Origin of the sequence: Cerasicoccus maritimus (assembly GCA_031296935.1) — a bacterium.
GTDB lineage: Bacteria > Verrucomicrobiota > Verrucomicrobiia > Opitutales > Cerasicoccaceae > Cerasicoccus > Cerasicoccus maritimus.
Genome location: JAVDPD010000003.1, coordinates 18,540 through 35,700 on the forward strand (window position 1 = coordinate 18,540; position 17,161 = coordinate 35,700).

General features: G+C 53.4%; 11 protein-coding genes. 9 read left to right on the forward strand and 2 right to left on the reverse strand.

Annotated elements, in window-relative coordinates:
- The first annotated feature begins 498 nt into the window (after positions 1 to 498).
- The 7 genes from RBB62_RS01830 (at position 499) to RBB62_RS01860 (ending at position 9,656) form a co-directional block, all read left to right on the forward strand.
- Positions 499 to 2,499, forward strand: coding sequence for a hypothetical protein (locus tag RBB62_RS01830; protein ID WP_309396448.1), 2,001 nt, complete (start codon positions 499 to 501; stop codon positions 2,497 to 2,499).
- The gene (locus RBB62_RS01835; RefSeq protein WP_309396450.1) at positions 2,477 to 2,839 is read left to right on the forward strand and encodes a response regulator; all 363 of its coding nucleotides are present in this window, start codon (positions 2,477 to 2,479) and stop codon (positions 2,837 to 2,839) included. Before RBB62_RS01830 ends, RBB62_RS01835 begins: the two co-directional genes overlap by 23 nt.
- A gap of 2 nt (positions 2,840 to 2,841) precedes the next feature.
- On the forward strand, positions 2,842 to 3,294 hold the full coding sequence (locus tag RBB62_RS01840) for a chemotaxis protein CheW (protein WP_309396451.1): 453 nt from the start codon (positions 2,842 to 2,844) through the stop codon (positions 3,292 to 3,294).
- Positions 3,295 to 3,307: 13 nt separating this feature from the next.
- Positions 3,308 to 5,572 (forward strand): methyl-accepting chemotaxis protein, encoded by a 2,265-nt coding sequence (locus RBB62_RS01845; protein ID WP_309396453.1) that lies wholly within the window; start codon positions 3,308 to 3,310, stop codon positions 5,570 to 5,572.
- A gap of 108 nt (positions 5,573 to 5,680) precedes the next feature.
- Positions 5,681 to 8,563, forward strand: coding sequence for a hybrid sensor histidine kinase/response regulator (locus tag RBB62_RS01850; protein ID WP_309396455.1), 2,883 nt, complete (start codon positions 5,681 to 5,683; stop codon positions 8,561 to 8,563).
- Positions 8,564 to 8,575: 12 nt separating this feature from the next.
- Entirely contained in the window at positions 8,576 to 9,316 is a 741-nt protein-coding gene (locus RBB62_RS01855) for a hypothetical protein (protein WP_309396457.1), read from the forward strand.
- On the forward strand, positions 9,285 to 9,656 hold the full coding sequence (locus tag RBB62_RS01860; RefSeq protein ID WP_309396459.1) for a chemotaxis protein CheW: 372 nt from the start codon (positions 9,285 to 9,287) through the stop codon (positions 9,654 to 9,656). The genes RBB62_RS01855 and RBB62_RS01860 overlap by 32 nt, the downstream gene beginning before the upstream one ends.
- Before the next feature lie 215 nt (positions 9,657 to 9,871).
- Here RBB62_RS01860 and RBB62_RS01865 read toward each other — a convergent pair whose 3' ends face one another.
- Together RBB62_RS01865 and RBB62_RS01870 are read right to left on the reverse strand one after the other, a co-directional pair.
- On the reverse strand, positions 9,872 to 12,940 hold the full coding sequence (locus tag RBB62_RS01865; RefSeq protein WP_309396461.1) for a CBM35 domain-containing protein: 3,069 nt from the start codon (positions 12,938 to 12,940) through the stop codon (positions 9,872 to 9,874).
- Between the two features lie 498 nt (positions 12,941 to 13,438).
- Positions 13,439 to 14,206, reverse strand: coding sequence for a DeoR/GlpR family DNA-binding transcription regulator (locus tag RBB62_RS01870; protein ID WP_309396463.1), 768 nt, complete (start codon positions 14,204 to 14,206; stop codon positions 13,439 to 13,441).
- A gap of 107 nt (positions 14,207 to 14,313) precedes the next feature.
- Here RBB62_RS01870 and rpe point away from each other — a divergent pair, with 107 nt between their 5' ends.
- Positions 14,314 to 15,981 carry a ribulose-phosphate 3-epimerase gene (gene rpe, locus RBB62_RS01875; protein ID WP_309396465.1) on the forward strand — a complete coding sequence of 556 codons (1,668 nt, stop codon included), beginning with the start codon at positions 14,314 to 14,316 and terminating at the stop codon, positions 15,979 to 15,981.
- Between the two features lie 59 nt (positions 15,982 to 16,040).
- Complete coding sequence (locus RBB62_RS01880; RefSeq protein WP_309396467.1) at positions 16,041 to 17,144, forward strand: alcohol dehydrogenase catalytic domain-containing protein; 1,104 nt, start codon at positions 16,041 to 16,043, stop codon at positions 17,142 to 17,144.
- The last annotated feature ends 17 nt before the right edge of the window (positions 17,145 to 17,161 follow it).

Sequence of the window (17,161 nt, forward strand, 5' to 3'; positions counted from 1 at the left end):
GCGTCTGGTGATTTTTTTGCACTATATGGTAAATGTTGGCATGGCATCGATGCGCGCGCGCTCAGCTCTACATGCGAACAGACAGGAAGTGCAAAAAGAGAGCTATTGTATACATCTCTAGTTGATCGGTGTGTATTAATTTCATCAAAAGCTATAGTCAGTTGAGTAAAACTTAGCAGCATGCGGGATTAGTTCAACTCATGAGAATGATGAATATCTTTTATGCATAAGATGCGTTTCATTGAGGCAGTTAAGCTACAACATGAGTGAAAGAAGAAATGGGGTCTATTGCCTATTTCGGCCTAGGTGGATTTGAACCTTAATGAAACAGCGGTGTGAAGCTGAGTCATGGCGAAAATGTATTTAGTCGATGAATGCTAGCCATTAGCGGCATTCATGCTTAGAATGAAAAGCTTCGACTGCTGATTCATGTGAGATTGGCACCTCTGGCATGTCCGATGCCTATGTTAAAGAGAATATTCACACCTCTTTGACGCTATGAACGCATCCAACCTGACCGGTCAATCCATACTAATCTGCGATAACAGCCTTACCTTGCGTAAGATCATAGCTGGTTCATTGGAGGAGCAACAACCGCTTATCGTAGAGGCTTCAACTGGCTCCGAGGCGCTGAGCATATTGTCATCGACTGCCTTTGATATCATTTTCCTTGGCACACGCCTCATTGACTGTAGTGCGGAGGTCATTCTGGAAAAAATTGATTCTGCTTCGGCTGTCAATTTGACGAGCGTCGTACTGATCAGCAGCAACCAGCAAACTATCTCTGAGTATTCCAATGAGTTTAGCACCGTTTCCAACGGTCTGATTAAGCCAGTAACCAAAGAAAAGGTGCAACGCGTCTACCAAGACGCTTTTACAAAGAAGCAAAGCGTATCGGTAAGGAGTGGCCGTGTTGAAGACAGCATTCAGGGGCTTTTTAGCACGGAGATTCAGGCAACGCTTTCCAATGAACTGTCACGCGTCGCCGCGCATATTCCGAATCTGGAAGGCACGCGCCCCAAGGCGATTGATCCGAAGTCGTTCTATTTAAAATACCTGGCTAGTAATCGTCTGACGAAGCGCTTGGCTGACATTGTTAATAAACATTCTGGCCGCGTAAGTCTCAGCGGTGATTCGGCTGCTCGCTCCAGTGGAGCATTAAATCCGGCGCTCGTTTACGATGTGTTGACGGACATCGAACAACGCTCGATCTCTGGGACGCTCTATCTGGAAACGCCCGAAGAGACCGTGCAGCTTTGCTTGCATTCTGGCTCGCTTTCCGGTGTGGCGACGACGAATGGAAAACGTCTGCGTGAGTGTTTGGCGGATATTGATCACCCTGCATTAGGGGGCTACATTGAGGCAATCCCGGATACGCTGCCGCTTTACACGCATCCGATATTGGCGGATTGGGGGCTGGCTGACGCCGCACGAATTTTTGTCGATGTATATCCTCAACTAACCGCGCATTTGCTACGCATCGCTTGCTACGAAAATTGCCGTTTCCGGCTGGTTGAGGATGCGGACCACTGGTTGGCTGTGTTTTCCAGCGAAACATGTGAGCCCTTGGTGCAGGCTTTTGTAAGAGCTTTACGCGCCAACTGCAGTGAACGGCAAAAATCGGAAACCAGCTCAGCGTTTCTGAATGTTTATCGCCGTCGGTTTTATGAAAATCCAAGCTGGATTGAATCCAGCTTGAATTCAGATGAACTTTGGATGCTGGAGCTGCTTGGGGCAGAATACACTATCCCGGAGTTAGTCGCCTCGGGAAGAGTCTCGCCGGTCAATGCTTCGCAATCGCTCAACCTGCTGCATCGCCTTGGCCTGATTGAGCGTCAGAAGAAGCCTGCGACCAGCGTTAAGCGGGATTACCCCAGTGCGCCGTTTACGATACTGGTGCTGAGCACCTGCCCTGAAGTCACCCGCATGGTCCAGTATTGCATGCAGTCAGAAGACATCGTTTTGGCGGTGTGCGACGATACCGAATTTGCCATGAACGCGCTGCGCCGGGGGAAGCTGGATCTGCTGATCACCGATGGCCGCACGAAGGGTGATGAAGGTTTTGGCATCATTAAAAAATTTCAATCAGTTCGCGGTTCGTTGCCTTGGGTAGCGGTTGAGCCGGATGAGGGCGTTGCCTGGGTCGATGATTGCATTAACATGCGCCCGGAATCGTTCTTGGCCCGACCATTTAATCTCGCTCACATCGAGCGCACCTTGTGCGTCGTCATCGAGAATGCCAAGCGTGCGCGCCTTGCGCGGCTTACTGAGGCACCAGCGCTTATTGCGCAGCAGATGGACGACATCAACAACAAGTATGATTATTTGTGTGAGCGTGAAAAGGATTTGCAGCGACGGGAGTTAGAGCTTCAGCGGCATGAAGCCACCTTCTTCGATAGCTGTAATAAACTGGAAGAAGAACGCGCGTGTCTCGACGTCATGCGCGAAGAAATCGAATTCCTAAAACTAACTAAAAATGGCCAAAGTTCTAGTAATTGAAGACGTACAAACCGAGATACTGATCTTGACCAAAATACTGCAGTCCATGGGGCATACCGTGATGACGGCAGGTGATGGTGAATCAGGCCTCGAACTCGCCGAGCGTGAGCAACCTAGTCTCGTGCTCTCGGATATCGTTATGCCAAAGATGGACGGCTTCCAAGTTTGCCGCCGCATTAAGCGTAACCCGACAACGAAGGAAATACCAGTCGTGCTGATCAGCTCCAAGACTCAGGACAGTGATAAGTTCTGGGGGCTGAAACAAGGCGCCTCTGACTATCTAACCAAGCCGATTAACGACGACGCGGTGATCACCACTGTGAAGAAACTCATCGCCTAGTCATGTCCACTATTGAAGCGTCAGTCCTGTCAATTCTTGCATTTGAAGTGCGCCAGCACAGCTTTGCAGTGGATGCCAGCTTGGTGCTGGAAACGAAAACCTACGCCAGCTATACCCGTCTGCCTGGCAGTGGGGGTAGCTTGATCGGCTTGGCGAATTATCGCAACACCGTGTTGCCACTGATCAATCCGCGTTCGGTATTACTCGGTGAAGGCAGCTCTGATTATAAGGGCGAGACCTTCATTGTTTTAGAAGTAGGAGACACCCGCTTGGGCATTGGCATCGACCGTTTGGTAGGCGTATTCACACCCGCCGATCCGACACGGTTTGCTTATCCAAGCAACATGCAGTCCAAGCTGCTGAAGGAAACCATCCTTCTCGATTCAGGCGCGACCGTCGCGCTTTTAGATACGCAAGCCCTCCTTGAAACAATCACTCACGATTTAAACAACTAACTGACTACACACCATGTCTAACAAGACTCAATCCAAGAAGTCTCTCGCCACTCAGCTGATCGTTTTCCTGGTCATCGTGGCGGTGGTTGCCCTCATTCCGGCAATCAACTCCATCGTCGTATCTTCTAAGGCGATGTCCCGTGCAGATGAAATCTCTGAGCTCAATGACTTGTCTGACCGATTAAGCCAAGCGATTGCCCGCCAGGCTATTGAGCGTGGTTCTGGCAACACCATGATCGCTGCCGCCGGTACGCCATCGGCCGCCATTGTGGAAATTAATCGCAAGAACCGCATTGAGGGTGACGCCTTCGTTTCAGAAGCAACGTCTCTGGCCAACTCCCTCTCGGAGAAGTTGGATGACCCGGACTTCACGAACGCGGTGAAAGGCTGGGAGTCCGCCTATCAGGAACTCGTAGCGGCTCGTTCGCGCATTGGTTCGAAGTCGATCACCAATGGAGAATGGCTGGGCTTTGCCAACCGCAATATCGATGCGGAAAAAGCGCTGATTGCCGTGGCTTTCGCTCCGCACACTGCGGCGGAAGAATCCGTTTTCTACAATGCGATTCTCCGAGACAGCGCCACGGACATTATCCACTACCTGGGGCAGCAACGTGCGGTTTATGGCGCTACGCTTTCCAGCAACAAGCCGATTACGCCAGAAAACGATGCGCGTTTGCAAGTGCTCCGCGCTCGTGTAGCCGCGGCGGTTAGCGCCTTGTCTGAAATTCAGCAACGTGAAGGCGTGCCGACTGGAATCGCTTCCAAGATTGCTGAGTTCCGCACCCGGTTCAATGGTTCGTTTGATGAATTCGTAGACGGCATTTTGGCCGAGAGTGAAGCGCGCGCAGCCTTGCTTGCCAGTGGAGCTGAAGACCTGCCGGAAAACACTTACTCAAAGACGCCGGCCCAGTGGTTCGGTGAGGCGGGCGCCACGATCGCGCTGGCTCGTGAAGTGTCTGAGTTGGCTGGGGCTGAAAGCTTGGCTGCGTCTAATGGCGTTCGCTCTGAAGCTTCTACGCTCGCTACGCTGAACTGGATTTCTCTGATCATCACCGTCGTGGCCCTTGTCGCGCTCTACGTCGGATTTAAGCGCATGGTCGTTAACCAGGTTGAAGCGCTCTCGAATGTGTCTCAACAGGTGGCCAATGGCGACTTGGCTGTCCGTGCCGAGGTTAAGGGTGAGAACGAGCTTTCCACTTTGTCCAGCAACTTCAACCAGATGGTTGAGGCCCTAACCGAGGCGGAAAAAGCATCGGAGCTGCGGGCGGAGCAAGCAGCGTTGGAGAATGCTCAGCTACAGGCCGGTATTCAAAGTATCCTGATGGTTACGGCCGATGGTTCGGATGGCGACTTGACGGTGCGCGCATCGGTGACTGAAGGCGCCTTGGGTAACCTCGCAGACGCGTTCAACCTGATGACAGAAGACATCGGCGCGGCCATTAGCGACATTAAGAAAACGGCTGAAGAAGTGTCTGCTCGTGCTACCGAAATTAACCTCTCAACGGTTCAGTTGAAGGACGGTGCGGTGACGCAAACGGAAAAGATCACCGAGGCTTCAGGCGCGGTTCAACTGATGGCTGATAAGATTGTTAACATTTCACAGTCGGCTGAAAACGCCTCTGCTGCGGCGGACTCTGCTCGCCTGGTGGCCGAGCATGGCCAAGGCGCGATTACGAAGGTTATCGACGGCATGGAACGTATCCGGTCTCAGGTGTTGGAAGGTTCCAAGCGCATCAAGCAACTCGGTGACAGCACCATGGAAATTTCCTCCATCGTTGGCACCATTCAAGACATCTCCGAACAAACTAACATGCTCGCGTTGAATGCTGCGATTGAAGCGGCGCGCGCCGGTGAGCATGGCCGCGGTTTCACGGTGGTTGCTGATGAAGTTCGGAAGCTGGCTGAACGTGCCGCGAATGCGACTTCAGAAATTGAAGAACTGATCAATGGCATTCAGGCTGAAACGAATCAGTCTGTGGAATCCATGGAAGATCAGATCTCCAATGTGGAACGTGAAACTGAAGTTGTGTCCGAAGCAGGTAAGTCTCTGGCGCAAATTGCTGAGACATCCATTAACTCGGCTAAACTGATCCGCAGCATCAGCGACTCGGCTAAGGAACAAGCACAAGAAGCCGAGCACGTGGTAGAAGCGATGAAACTTATCTCGGAAATTTCCGAGCAAGCGAAGGTAGCGGCAGACGTGAATAATTCGTCCACCGGTAACCTCGAGCTGACGGCGAAAGCCCTGCTCGACACCACCGGACGATTCCGCACCTAGCGTCAATTGGCCTGGCTGGTCGGAGTGTCCGCGAGTACGTCCGCGGCCTCCGGCCAGCCACTGGTCAAACTCACTTTATTACGATTAACCTTTTAGCTGTATCCTACCATGATCGAGAGGAAAGAATACTCATTCCCCGAGCTGCTGGAGTCGCCCGATTTTTTGGAATCATTCCTAGGTGACCTGACTTCAGCCCGCGAGCAGTTTACTGGCGCGTTGAATATGAAAGAGCATCGCCCGGAGGACTTTATCAGCCAAGCCATGCGCACGATGCATATGCTGCGCGGCGCCGCGGGTTCCATTCGCTTTGACTTGGCCTTCGATCTGGCTGAGCGTGTCCACCGGCTATGTGAGGTGGGCAGTAGTTTTGCGCTGAATCGCAAAGAAGACTTTCGACAGATTGCTGATTTCGTGGCCTCCATCGATGGGCTATTGGCTCAGATGGAAGTGGACCTAAAGGCGACGGATATTTCCCAGTCCACTGCGCAGATTAATGATTTCTTTGCCTTGGTTGAACCCGCCTATGGCGACTACTTTTACTCGAATGATTCGCAGGATGAAGGCGAGAGCGATTCGGGTAATGTCGAGCACTTTGAGGATTTCCTTTCCGAGTTCGGTGATGAGGAATTGCTGAATCCGGTACAGCCGGAAACGCCGGCCCAAGAGGCTGAGGCTCCGCTGCCGGTAGGTTTTGAGCCGTCCATCGACGATCCCGTAGGCGAAGAGATGCTCAAGTATTTCTTTGAAGAGTTGGACGAAAATATGGAAGGCCTGGAGCGGCATCTGCTGGCGCTGGAAAAGGACCCGCATAACGTCGAGTCGAACAAAGAAGTTTACCGCCTTGCTCACTCGACGAAGGGTGCGGCAAACAGTATGGGCATGCGTCGTATCGGCATCTTGATGCATTCTCTGGAGAGCGTGTTTGATATTCTGCGCGAAGATCCTTCCCGTGCGAGTCAGCGATTCTTCAGCGTTAGCTTGCAATGCTGTGACTTGGTTATGCGACTCAAGTCGGAGGCGCAGAGTAAGAGCGAAGACGCGTCCTTGCCCAGCGATTGTGAATCGATCAATGGGCAGCTGATCGGTTTGGAGAGTTCATTGACCGAGGACGCTTCTGGCGAAACAACTGAATCCGCTACGGAGGTGCCGCAAGTGGACAAGACGGTTGCCGCGCCGATGGATGTGCCCATGCCAGCCAACACAAATGGCGGGAACTCATTTCGGGTGGATCAGAAGCTCATTGATTCACTGATGGATATGATCGGCGAGCTGTTGATCAGCCGCAATCGCATGTCCTTATCTTTGGAGGAAATGACCAAGTATTGCCGCGACCTTCAAGACTCGCGCAAGAATTTGAATCAGGTTATCTCCGGCTTTGCTGAGCGTTTCGACTACACGACTGAACTAAGTGCGCTGCGTAGCGCACTCGATAAAGAATCCGCTTCCGAATCGGAGTTCACTGAGCTCCAGTTCGACCAATACGACGACTTCAATATCCTGAGCCGTCGCATTACGGAAGTCGGCAATGACACGGATATGACGATCCGTGAGCTCGTGCGCTCCAACCAGAATCTGATTCAGGAAACGGCGACGCTGGGCCGCTACGTTAGCCAGATTCAGGAAAACGTTTCGCGGGCGCGCCTGGCGCCGGTGAGTTTACTTTTTAACCGTTTGGATAGATCGGTCCGCGATGCGTGCATCGCAATGAAGAGTGAAGTGCGTTTTATGACAAGTGGGGGCGACACGCTTCTCGACCGAATCATTTTAGATGAACTCTACAATGCCTTCCTGCATCTAGTGCGCAATAGCGTGGCGCATGCATTTGGTCCGGAGTCGGAGGGGAATCGCATTGAGATCACTGCGCGCCAAGCCAGTGGGCGAATCCACTTCGAGATCGCTGACAACGGCGGCGGCCTTGACATGGAGAAGATCCGCAGCGCAGGGGTTCGCAAGGGGCTCATCAGCGAAGGAGAAACCGATGAGTCTAAGATCATCAACCTACTGTTTACTGCCGGCTTCACGACCCGCGATACGGTTGACGAAGTTGCGGGCCGTGGCGTCGGCATGGAGGTCGCCAAGTCAACGGTGGAGCGCTTGGGTGGATCTTTAAGGATTACCTCAAGCTCCACAGGCTGCATGATTCACATCGATTTGCCGCTGACCTTGTCTATCGACCAAGGCGTCTTCTTGACGGTTGGCGAATCGAAGTATGTGTGGCCGATGAACTCCGTGGATCGCGTGGCACGCGCTTGCGATGTGGAGATTAAGCATGAGGAGGGTCGAGTCTTTTTCATCGACGACGATGTGCTTATCCCTGTTTACGACATGAGCAATGTCTTTGGTGTTGAGCCTCTGCCCGCTGATGAAGGGGCGCTCGTGATTGCCCGAATGCAGGATGAGCAAATCGCGTTCAAAGTGCATGCGGTGAACTACCAGCAGGACGTGGTTATCAAAAGTCTGGGCTCATTGCTGGGGGCGCACCCGCTGTTTACCTCGGCCACGATTGATGGCAATGGGGCGATTGTCCCGATTGTCGATTTCGCGAAATTGGTGAATAGCCTGAATATCAAGCACACTCATTCGGTTGAAATTCAGACGCCACTTGCTCCTACCGCGATCAAGCCGCGTATACTGATCGTCGATGACTCTCTGAGCGTTCGTAAAATCTGTGCGGACTACCTCGGCGATCTGGAAGTAGATGTGGTAACGGCGAATGATGGCATTGAAGCGATAAACTGCACGCGCGACCAACACTTCGATTTGATCTTTACTGATCTGGAGATGCCGCGCCTCAATGGCCTGGAGTTGATTCCTGAACTGCGCCGCAGGCCGAGCACTTCGGAAACGCCCATTGTGGTGATTTCTTCCCGTTCATCGAGCAAGCATGTAAACCAGGCAATTTCGCTTGGGGCAACGCAATGCATCAGCAAGCCGTTTTCGAAAAAAGATATTATCGAAATCGCGAACGGCGCCCTTGAATTAATCGCCTAACCTCAATTCAACATGCAATCGACAAGTAAATTTTTGACCTTTGAAGATAGCGGTTTTGTTTTCGGGATCGATATCGATTACGTCACCTTGATTGAGCGTTGCGATGCTGATCGCGGGATGGAGCGGAGCCTGGTGAATCCCTATTTTGAAGGACGCTCTGGCGCTTTTGAATTGGTGATCCAGCTCGGGTCCAAGCAGGTAAAGCTGCCTACCGGCAAAGTGCGGGAGGTAATTGAAAACATTTCGGTACACCCGATCCCAGTGTTTACGCCCAATAGTGCGATGCAGTGCGGTCATGCGTTTTTCTCAGGGAAAAGCATGGTGTATGTCGTCGATGTTGAATCGCTTATTCGGCATGCTGGCGTAGAGGAGCGACACGAGTCAGATGAGGAGCCGGAGCTGGTCTTCGAAGTCGATCTTTCACGAATCAATACGATGAATCCTCGCTGGCTGACCGATCTGCTAACCATTGCCGACGCTCGCTCATACTGTGGAACGTTGGAGGTCGTGCAGGGTGATGAACGTATTGGAGATATCCACCTGAAAGAAGGGCTAGCGATTAAGTCTGCCTGTGGCGACCTCACCGGAGCGGACGCGCTCTCCGCTTTAAGTAATTGCTGCGCGGTGCAACTGCTGTGGCGTCATGGTAAGCTGCCCGATATGTTGGATAGCGGCGAACCAATCTATCACACACTCACTGAACTACACGAAATACTGAATCATGAAAGCACTCGAAATAGTCTTCCTGCGTAACGGCCAACACTACTCGGTAGAAGCGTCTCAGATTGATAGCATCCAGGCTTTTGATTCGTTGCACCCGATTCCGGGCTCACCCGTCGAAGTGTTGGGGCTTCACCAAACCGCAGGTAAGTCCTACGCGGTTTTAGATCCTGAGTTACTTGCGCAGGCAAGCCGAGAAGGAGCGACGGTGAATGGTCAGTTGGAAGTGCTGCTGTTGCTTAAAACCAACGGAGCTTACAACTTTTCAATCGCTTGCGATGAAGTGATCGGTTTCGGTTCGCCGGACGGCCAAGCGACAATTGCCTTGGACTCGTATTTGGATAATCTAGCTCGCGATGCTTACGCAAAGTAGGCGTTGTGTTGAAGCACATGCGACTTGCCCGCTCGCGTGCGCTTTACGTTGAAACCGCTTAGCTACACGCGATCAACTGGCAACTTCATGTTATCTCTAACGACCTGCAGCCAAGTTACACATAATGAATCCCGTGGCGGGCGCTGATTTTGATGATCTTAGTCAACTCAGGTGAATTGCCGTGGGAAAGCACTTGGGCGCATTCGGTGCAGTAGTTAATTACTTAGCATGATGTAATCGATGCGCAGGGAGCCTTGGTCATCTGTATCCACGTGCTTACGCCAGATACGAATCGTGTCGCTGCCATCACCTTTGAGTGTGATGTTTATGGCATCGGTTTCGATAAAGTCTGTCCAAGAGTTTGATTGGCTAAACCCATAGTTGATAACCGTGCCATTGACTTCAACGGCCTTGGTGACTGTCCCGCCACTAAAGGTGGCGTAGCTGATGGTCAGCGAGGCGGGACCAGCGGGTACTGAGTCAGGCAAGTAAAATTCCACCCCGGCAAAGGCCTGGTTCAGCCCGTCCACGAAAGCGCCCTCGTCGGCATTCACGTTATTGCTGATCGTAGCATTGCCCAATAAGACACTGTATGCATCGCCGGTTGGAGCATTGATTGCTTCCGCTTGAATTTTGAGATCCAGCGGTGCAGAGCCACCGGGCATTTGCACATCGAGCACATCAAATTTCACGACGCCGCCTGCGTCATTGCCCAAGCGACCAATCCAAATGGTGTTTGCACCCGCATTGAGCGGAATGGTGGCGGTGGCCACGCCTGTGAAGCTGGCATTGTCACCATCGAATGTAAGCGAGGCGACCGTGGTTCCATTCACTACAACTGAGCGGTTGGTGGTGACACCGGAGCTATCGTAGGCGTAAGTTAAACGAATCGTGGCGTCACCTGTGGCGGTAGCGTTTACGGTCCACTCGACAGCGGAATTCACGCTCCAGAGGCCATTGACAAACTGACCACTGGAGGCGCTGGCGTCACCCCCAACAAAAGCGCTGCCCGCGAGTGTCGCGTCCTCCGCTTCAAGAGAAATGGTTTCGCCAGTGCTCACCTCCGATGCGAGTGCAATCCAGTCGATCCGAACTTCCTCATTGGAGCTGCCATCGGAAATGATTTGAATGCTGTTCGCGTAAACTGGGTCGCCGTTGGTATCCACCGAGTCCGCGACCATGAAGTCTGCGGGAATATCAACGATGATGTAGCGATAATAATTTCGCTCGTAGCCTTTGTCGAAGAGTGTGTCGTCGGGCTCAAGTGCGAGCTTAAGATCAGCGGAATCCTCCTGTACGATGTTGTCGTTTACGCTGACTTTGAGGAATGGCGTGTTCGCGCCGTTGTCGACGACCGAGTAACGGATCAGCAGCTGGGCGTCACCGCCATCCCAGCCAGGCATTTCGTCAAATTCAACCGTGCCTGCATTGTTAAAACCGACCAGGTATTCGCCACCGTTGGAGATGTTGCCTGTTACCGTGGCATCCTCCGCTTCGCGACATTCGATCACGTTACCCAGGTATTGGAATAGCAATCCATCGAAGTAAGTATCCAAGCTGATGTTAGTCGTATTTCCATCCACTGTCGCTTGTGCAGTACTGTTATTCACGCTTTGCACGTTCATGACGGTGGGGCCGAAGATACCAACTGGAGTCGGCAAGGCATGATGGCGAATTTTACCTGTGGCAGTTTCCGTGCTGGCGTCGATGGTGATTTTGCCAAGCGCATCGTGATCCGCAGAAACCAGGAGCGTAGTGCGCGCCTTGCCATTCTCGATACTAGTTGGATAGTTGATCGCAGGGTTGCCCGCATCGACCGACACCGCGTAGTAGCCATCCGCAGTTGGCGATACGGTGTACTCCACCCATTCCCGGCCTGAGAAAGAGTGGATGTAATAATCGCTGCCGCCAAAGTCAGCGATGTCGATTGCCGGCGTATGCGCCTCGCGCTCAGCCTGTGTAAATACAGCGTCTGGCCCGGAGTCATAGCGATCCATGAATGCAACGCCCTGTCCTCCGTTGTCGTAATCTTCGGCGGCAATGAATGTTGAGTCGCCAATCGCATTCGGCTGGGCTGGAGATTGTTGCGCTTGCAGGCTTTTCATTTCATACACGCGTACGCTGTCGACGATCATCTTCGTGTTCGCTGGGTCGCCTTGCGGGCCAAGCTCGTAAAGTGGCCCCACCCAATTATCCTGCGATGCATAGTCCGGGTCGCGGACTTCGATGGAAAGAATTAAATGCTCTAGCGCCTGGCTAACAGCCTTCTCATCGGCTGCTGCAAAGTTGGTTTTTGTCAGCCCGCTCTTGGGGTAAGTATAGGAAATGAGGGTCGCATCGTTGGCGTTCTTTTCCGTGCTCAACCAGCTCTCGTTGAAGTCGGGTGTTGCGGGGTCATCCTCTCGCGGAATGCTCAGGACCTCTTCACCATCGAAGTAGAGTGTGTAGCCCGCGGGTGTCCACAGCAGTCCATAGGTGTGGAATGCGCCATCGACTAACGAATTGCCCTCGCCATTGGGCTGAAGCGTGGCCCAGATGGAATTCTGATTCGCGGAATAGCCATCCCAGTGAACGCCAAAGTTCAAGTCGTCAGAGATGTCGTATATTTTCTTGTGCAGGGCGCTGTCATAGGAAGACGGCGATATGTTGAGGATCTCGCCCGTCGTCTTGTCGGCCAGATAGTTGAAGCCGTTGACATGATTCACTTCATCAAAGGGCTGCGCATCATCGGTCCAATAGCCGCCAGCGCGACGTCCACGAATTTCAATCACATCCAATTCGGCACCAGCTTCCGGTGAATTCGGCGTGGCGTAAGGCATCATCCAAAAGGCTGCCGCGGTCCCACTGGCAATGTTCTCCCACTTAATGGTGGCCTCCCAGTAGCCATAGCTAGCATGGAATTTTTCCTTTGAAGTCAGGACGCCATTACGGAGCTCGCCATTGGGATCGCGAGCCGTGGATTCATCACGGTAAGCAGAGAGCACCACCGTGCCGTCCGCCATTACCTGGACAGCTTCGGGATGCGGAAAAGAGCCACGCTTCGATGCAGGGCTGGACTGCTCACGTTCTTCTGCGGTCCAATAATACGAGTCGAGAATCGGGTCGCCGTTTTCGTTTGTCAGGTCAAATTCGTCTTCGAAGACCAAGTCAAAATCGGTGAAGGACAAGTCACTGGGAAACGCCTCTTCGGCGGTGAGTTGTTCCTGAGTTTGCGCGACACCATAGTTCGCGAAAGAGAACAGTGCGACAGCAGAGAGCCCCACGGGGATCGAGCGTTTAGACATATTTAAGCAGGGGTTGGGGATTAACAAGGAGTAAGCAAAACGAGGATGAGCAACCGCTAGCGAAAATCAACGCAGTGGACGTGGAACATTATTCCTACTTCTGAATTGAAAGTAACTTTGCCACGCAAAGCTTATTCGTAGTCATGCTTGACGATTTCAACTTAGACGATTCCGCCTTAAGAGGGCGTCTAAAAAGTCTGATCGAGTCGGCGAGATGTATTCGAGAGGCAAAATTTCGGCTTCTGAAGTGAGGCGAAACAAGTTTCGTCGAGATGAAGAAATGATATTTTGGCCTCGGAGGCGCTCTCCGACGAAGACCACTTGAGTTTTTAGACGCCCTCTAAGAAAAAGCGTAACCTACGGCGCATGCTCCGGCCGCAGGTAGCCGCTGCAATCTCTCACATCCAGCAGTTTCAGTCGACGCAAGGCCTGTATATAGATGATGTTTCGCCCTCGCTCAAACCAAGCGTTACCGATAATCTACACCCGTTGCAAAGCCTATGCATGTACAATATTCAAGCCAGCCTCGCGCATTTCATTTTCCACGAGCGAAACGCCGGTCGGCTTATCCGTGATGAGCGAGTCGATTCGTTTGATGCCGCATACGCGACACATGGCACGTTGGCCGATCTTACTTTGGTCTGCCAGAATCAGGGTGCGGTCACTGCGCTCGATCATCTTGCGCTCGGTTTCCACAATGGCTTCCGAAGTATTGTAAAGCCCGTCCGCCGCGATGCCGCCGACGGAGAGAAATGCCCAGTTGGCGTAGTAAAAGCCGAGGCTGTGAAGAACGCCCGGGCCGGTCAACATGTTGGAGCCGTGCTGTACTTTCCCGCCGGTCAGGTAGATTTCCCAATCTGGAAAACGCGTGGAAGCATCGTCGAGATAGGCGGACAAGCGGAGGGAGTTCGTTACGATGCGCAGTGGCAAACGCGGCAGGTGAAAGCACATGTGATAGGTGGTCGTTCCGCCGTCGATAAACACCACATCGCCAGCCTGAATAAAGCGACATGCGCGCCGGGCAACGGCCGACTTTGCGTCAGAATGTTGAACCTCGCGCAAATTGAAGGGGACATTTCCCTCGCGATTCGCGACCCGAATGCCGCCGCGAATGCGCTCAATGGCGCCGCTGTCCGCCAGTTCATCGAAGTCACGGCGAATGGTGGCGCGGCTGGATTGGGTAGCTTCCATCGCCCTGTCCTGGTAGAGTAAGCCTAGTTCACTGGCCAAATTTAGCAGTCGCTGATGTCGCTCTCTTTTTTTCATTTTGAGCCATATATGACGCCATGAGTCAGGGTTGTGAATGAAAATCGCTCAATAAAGATTCAAATCGGCTCCATCTCCTGCCCGGTTTCTGGTGAAATGTAGGCATCATGAATCTTCAACTCGGCATCAAATCCGACCCCATCAATTACCGCTACTCCTTCCCTTGGTTGTTTCGTCTGATGGCGGACACCGGCGTCACTTCGCTGCAACTGGGCTCATTCTTCGAGATGTATCAGTTGCCGGATTCTTGGTTTATCGATTTGCGGAGGCAGGCGGCGGATCACGGCGTATCGATCGACAGCTGCTTCACCGCACATCGCGAGCTGGGCGGCTTTTTCCGAGAAGATCCGCAATGGGCTCCCGTTGCCCGCCGCAACTACGAACGCTACATTGAAATTGCCTCGCTGCTGGGAGCACCCGCAGTTGGCTCGAATCCTGGTGCCGTCGTTCGGGATTTGATAGGCGCAAAGGAGCAGGGGCTTCGCTGTTATTTGGACCACATGAAAGAGCTGATGCACTACGCGCATGCTCGCGGGATTCAGTGGCTGACGATTGAGCCAATGTCCTGCCTCGCGGAGCCGCCGACCCTGCCAACGGAGATGCAATCCATGGCCGAGGACCTCGTCGCCTACCACCGGGCAAACCCGGATACCACGGCCAGCATCGGGTACTGCAGCGACATTTCCCACGGCTACTGGAGCGCCGATCGCTCTGAGTGCGTGAGCCACATTGATTTGTTTAAAGCGTCGCTGCCGTGGCTCTATGAAGTGCACCTGAAAAACACTGATGAGAACTACGGTTCGACCTTTGGCTTCGAGCCGGCCAATTTGGCTAAGGGCATCATCGATGTCGCGACGTTCCGCCAAATCATCGATGAAAATGCCGAGGTGATTCCCGTAGATACATTGCACTGTTATCTGGAAATTGGCGGGCCTAAGCTGGGCCGCGATTATTCGGATTTCCAGCTCGAGCAACAGCTTCGCGAGTCGCTGAGTTACCTGCAGGAAAACTTCATGCAGGAGTCCGCGCCGACGGAATCCATTGTGGAGCGCACGCCGGTTTCGGTCACGGACTTTGACGAAAAAGTTTTGGTCTCGCCTTCGATGATGTGCGTCGACCAGTTCAACTTTGAGTATGATCTGCGCCGCGTGGAAGTGCTGGGCGTGGATATGCTGCACATGGACATCATGGATGGCCACTACGTGCCGAACATGCCGATGGGCTTGGCGATGGTCACCGAGCTGTCGAAGAAAACCGCGCTGCCGATCGATGTGCATTTGATGGTGCAGGACAACGATTTTTTCATCCAGCAGTTGGCAGGTTTGAACGTGCATCAGATTTCGATTCACGCTGAGTCGAGCCGTCATCTGGACCGTTCGCTGGAGGCCATCCGCAACCAAGGTGCGAAGGCCGGCATGGCGATCAACCCCGCCACGCCTCTGGAGACGCTGGAGTATGCGCTGGAGCGTTTGGACTACGTCCTCATCATGACCGTGAATCCGGGATTTGCCGGGCAGAAATTGACTCCGGCCTCGCTGCGCAAAATCGCGGACTGCCGTCGCTATCTGGATGCCCGTGGTTACGGTCATCTGCCAATTCAAGTCGATGGCAATGTTTCCTTTGCCAACATTCCCGGTATGGTGGCGGCGGGTGCTACGAATCTCGTGGCGGGCACGAGCAGCATCTTCAACCGCGAAGCAAGTTGGAAAGAGAACCTGGCGAAGCTCAACGCCGCGATTGTCGCAGGCCAGCAGTCTCAGTTGGTCACCGCCTAAGTGGGATTACCGCCAGAATTTTTTAGCAAGCCGCGCCTGCGGCCATCATTGAAACCCAAATGAAGAATCTTGTTTATTATCTGGATAGACCAGGCGGTAGCTTTACGCCGGTGGAAGAATCCATTACGGATCCGGGCAAAGGCGAAATACGCATCCGCATTCGCCGAACCTCGGTCTGTCAGTCAGACGTGGTGATCTACAATGTCGGCTTGCCGCGCATCAAGCAATGGCCCGCGGTTATCCTGCATGAAGTCAGTGCGACCGTGAAAGCGGTAGGTGAGGGCGTGACCAAGTTTGCGCCGGGCGACTTGGTCGGCATCGGGTGCGATATCCCTTGTGGCGACCGCGACTGCATTTACTGCGGCGACCACGGCTCGGGCGACTGGACTTATTGCCCAAACACGCAGGCGACGGGGCATGAGTTTCCCGGCTTTGCCCGCACGCATGCGATTTTACCGGACTGGTTTGTGGACCTCGGCCCGATCGTAAAATTTGATCCGTCAATCGATCCCGATCATGCTTGTCAGCTTGAACCGCTGGGCTGCGGCCTGGAGGGGATGACTCGCGTAAACAACTGCATTGAGAACCGCATTGTCGTACTGATTGGCGCCGGTTCGCAGAGCACCTACGCTCTTCAGTGCGCACTGGCGATGAAGGCGCGCAAGGTGGTGTTGATCAATCGCGGCATGGAGCGCCTGCAACGCGTGCTGCGTGACTTCGGAGACGAGCGCGTAGTCGGCGTTGCTTGGGACGAGGATGTGGTGAAGCACACTTTGGCGGAATGCCAACCGTTTAACGAGCCACACTTCGTGATGATGAACGCGCCGGCTGAGGCGGGCTATCGTTTGGCGACGGAGCTGCTCGGCTATGGCACGGTGCTGGATGCACATGCCGGCGTGAAAGGCGCCGGGGGGAAGCCGCGCATCGCGCACGAAGTCGACCTCAACAACGACATTCACTACAAGCTGCAATGCTACCAGGCCACGCACGGCTCCAGCATGCATGGCATTGGCTTGGCGCACGACATGATCAACGGGAAGAAGCTGCCCTTGCTCGACAAAATGACCAATGAGTCGGAACGCTTCCACCACTCGCAAATCCTTGAAGCGATCCAGCGCGCAGCGGACAAGGACTCACTCAAGGTCATCATCAACTGGGACTAATTTGCCAGCGAAAGCAA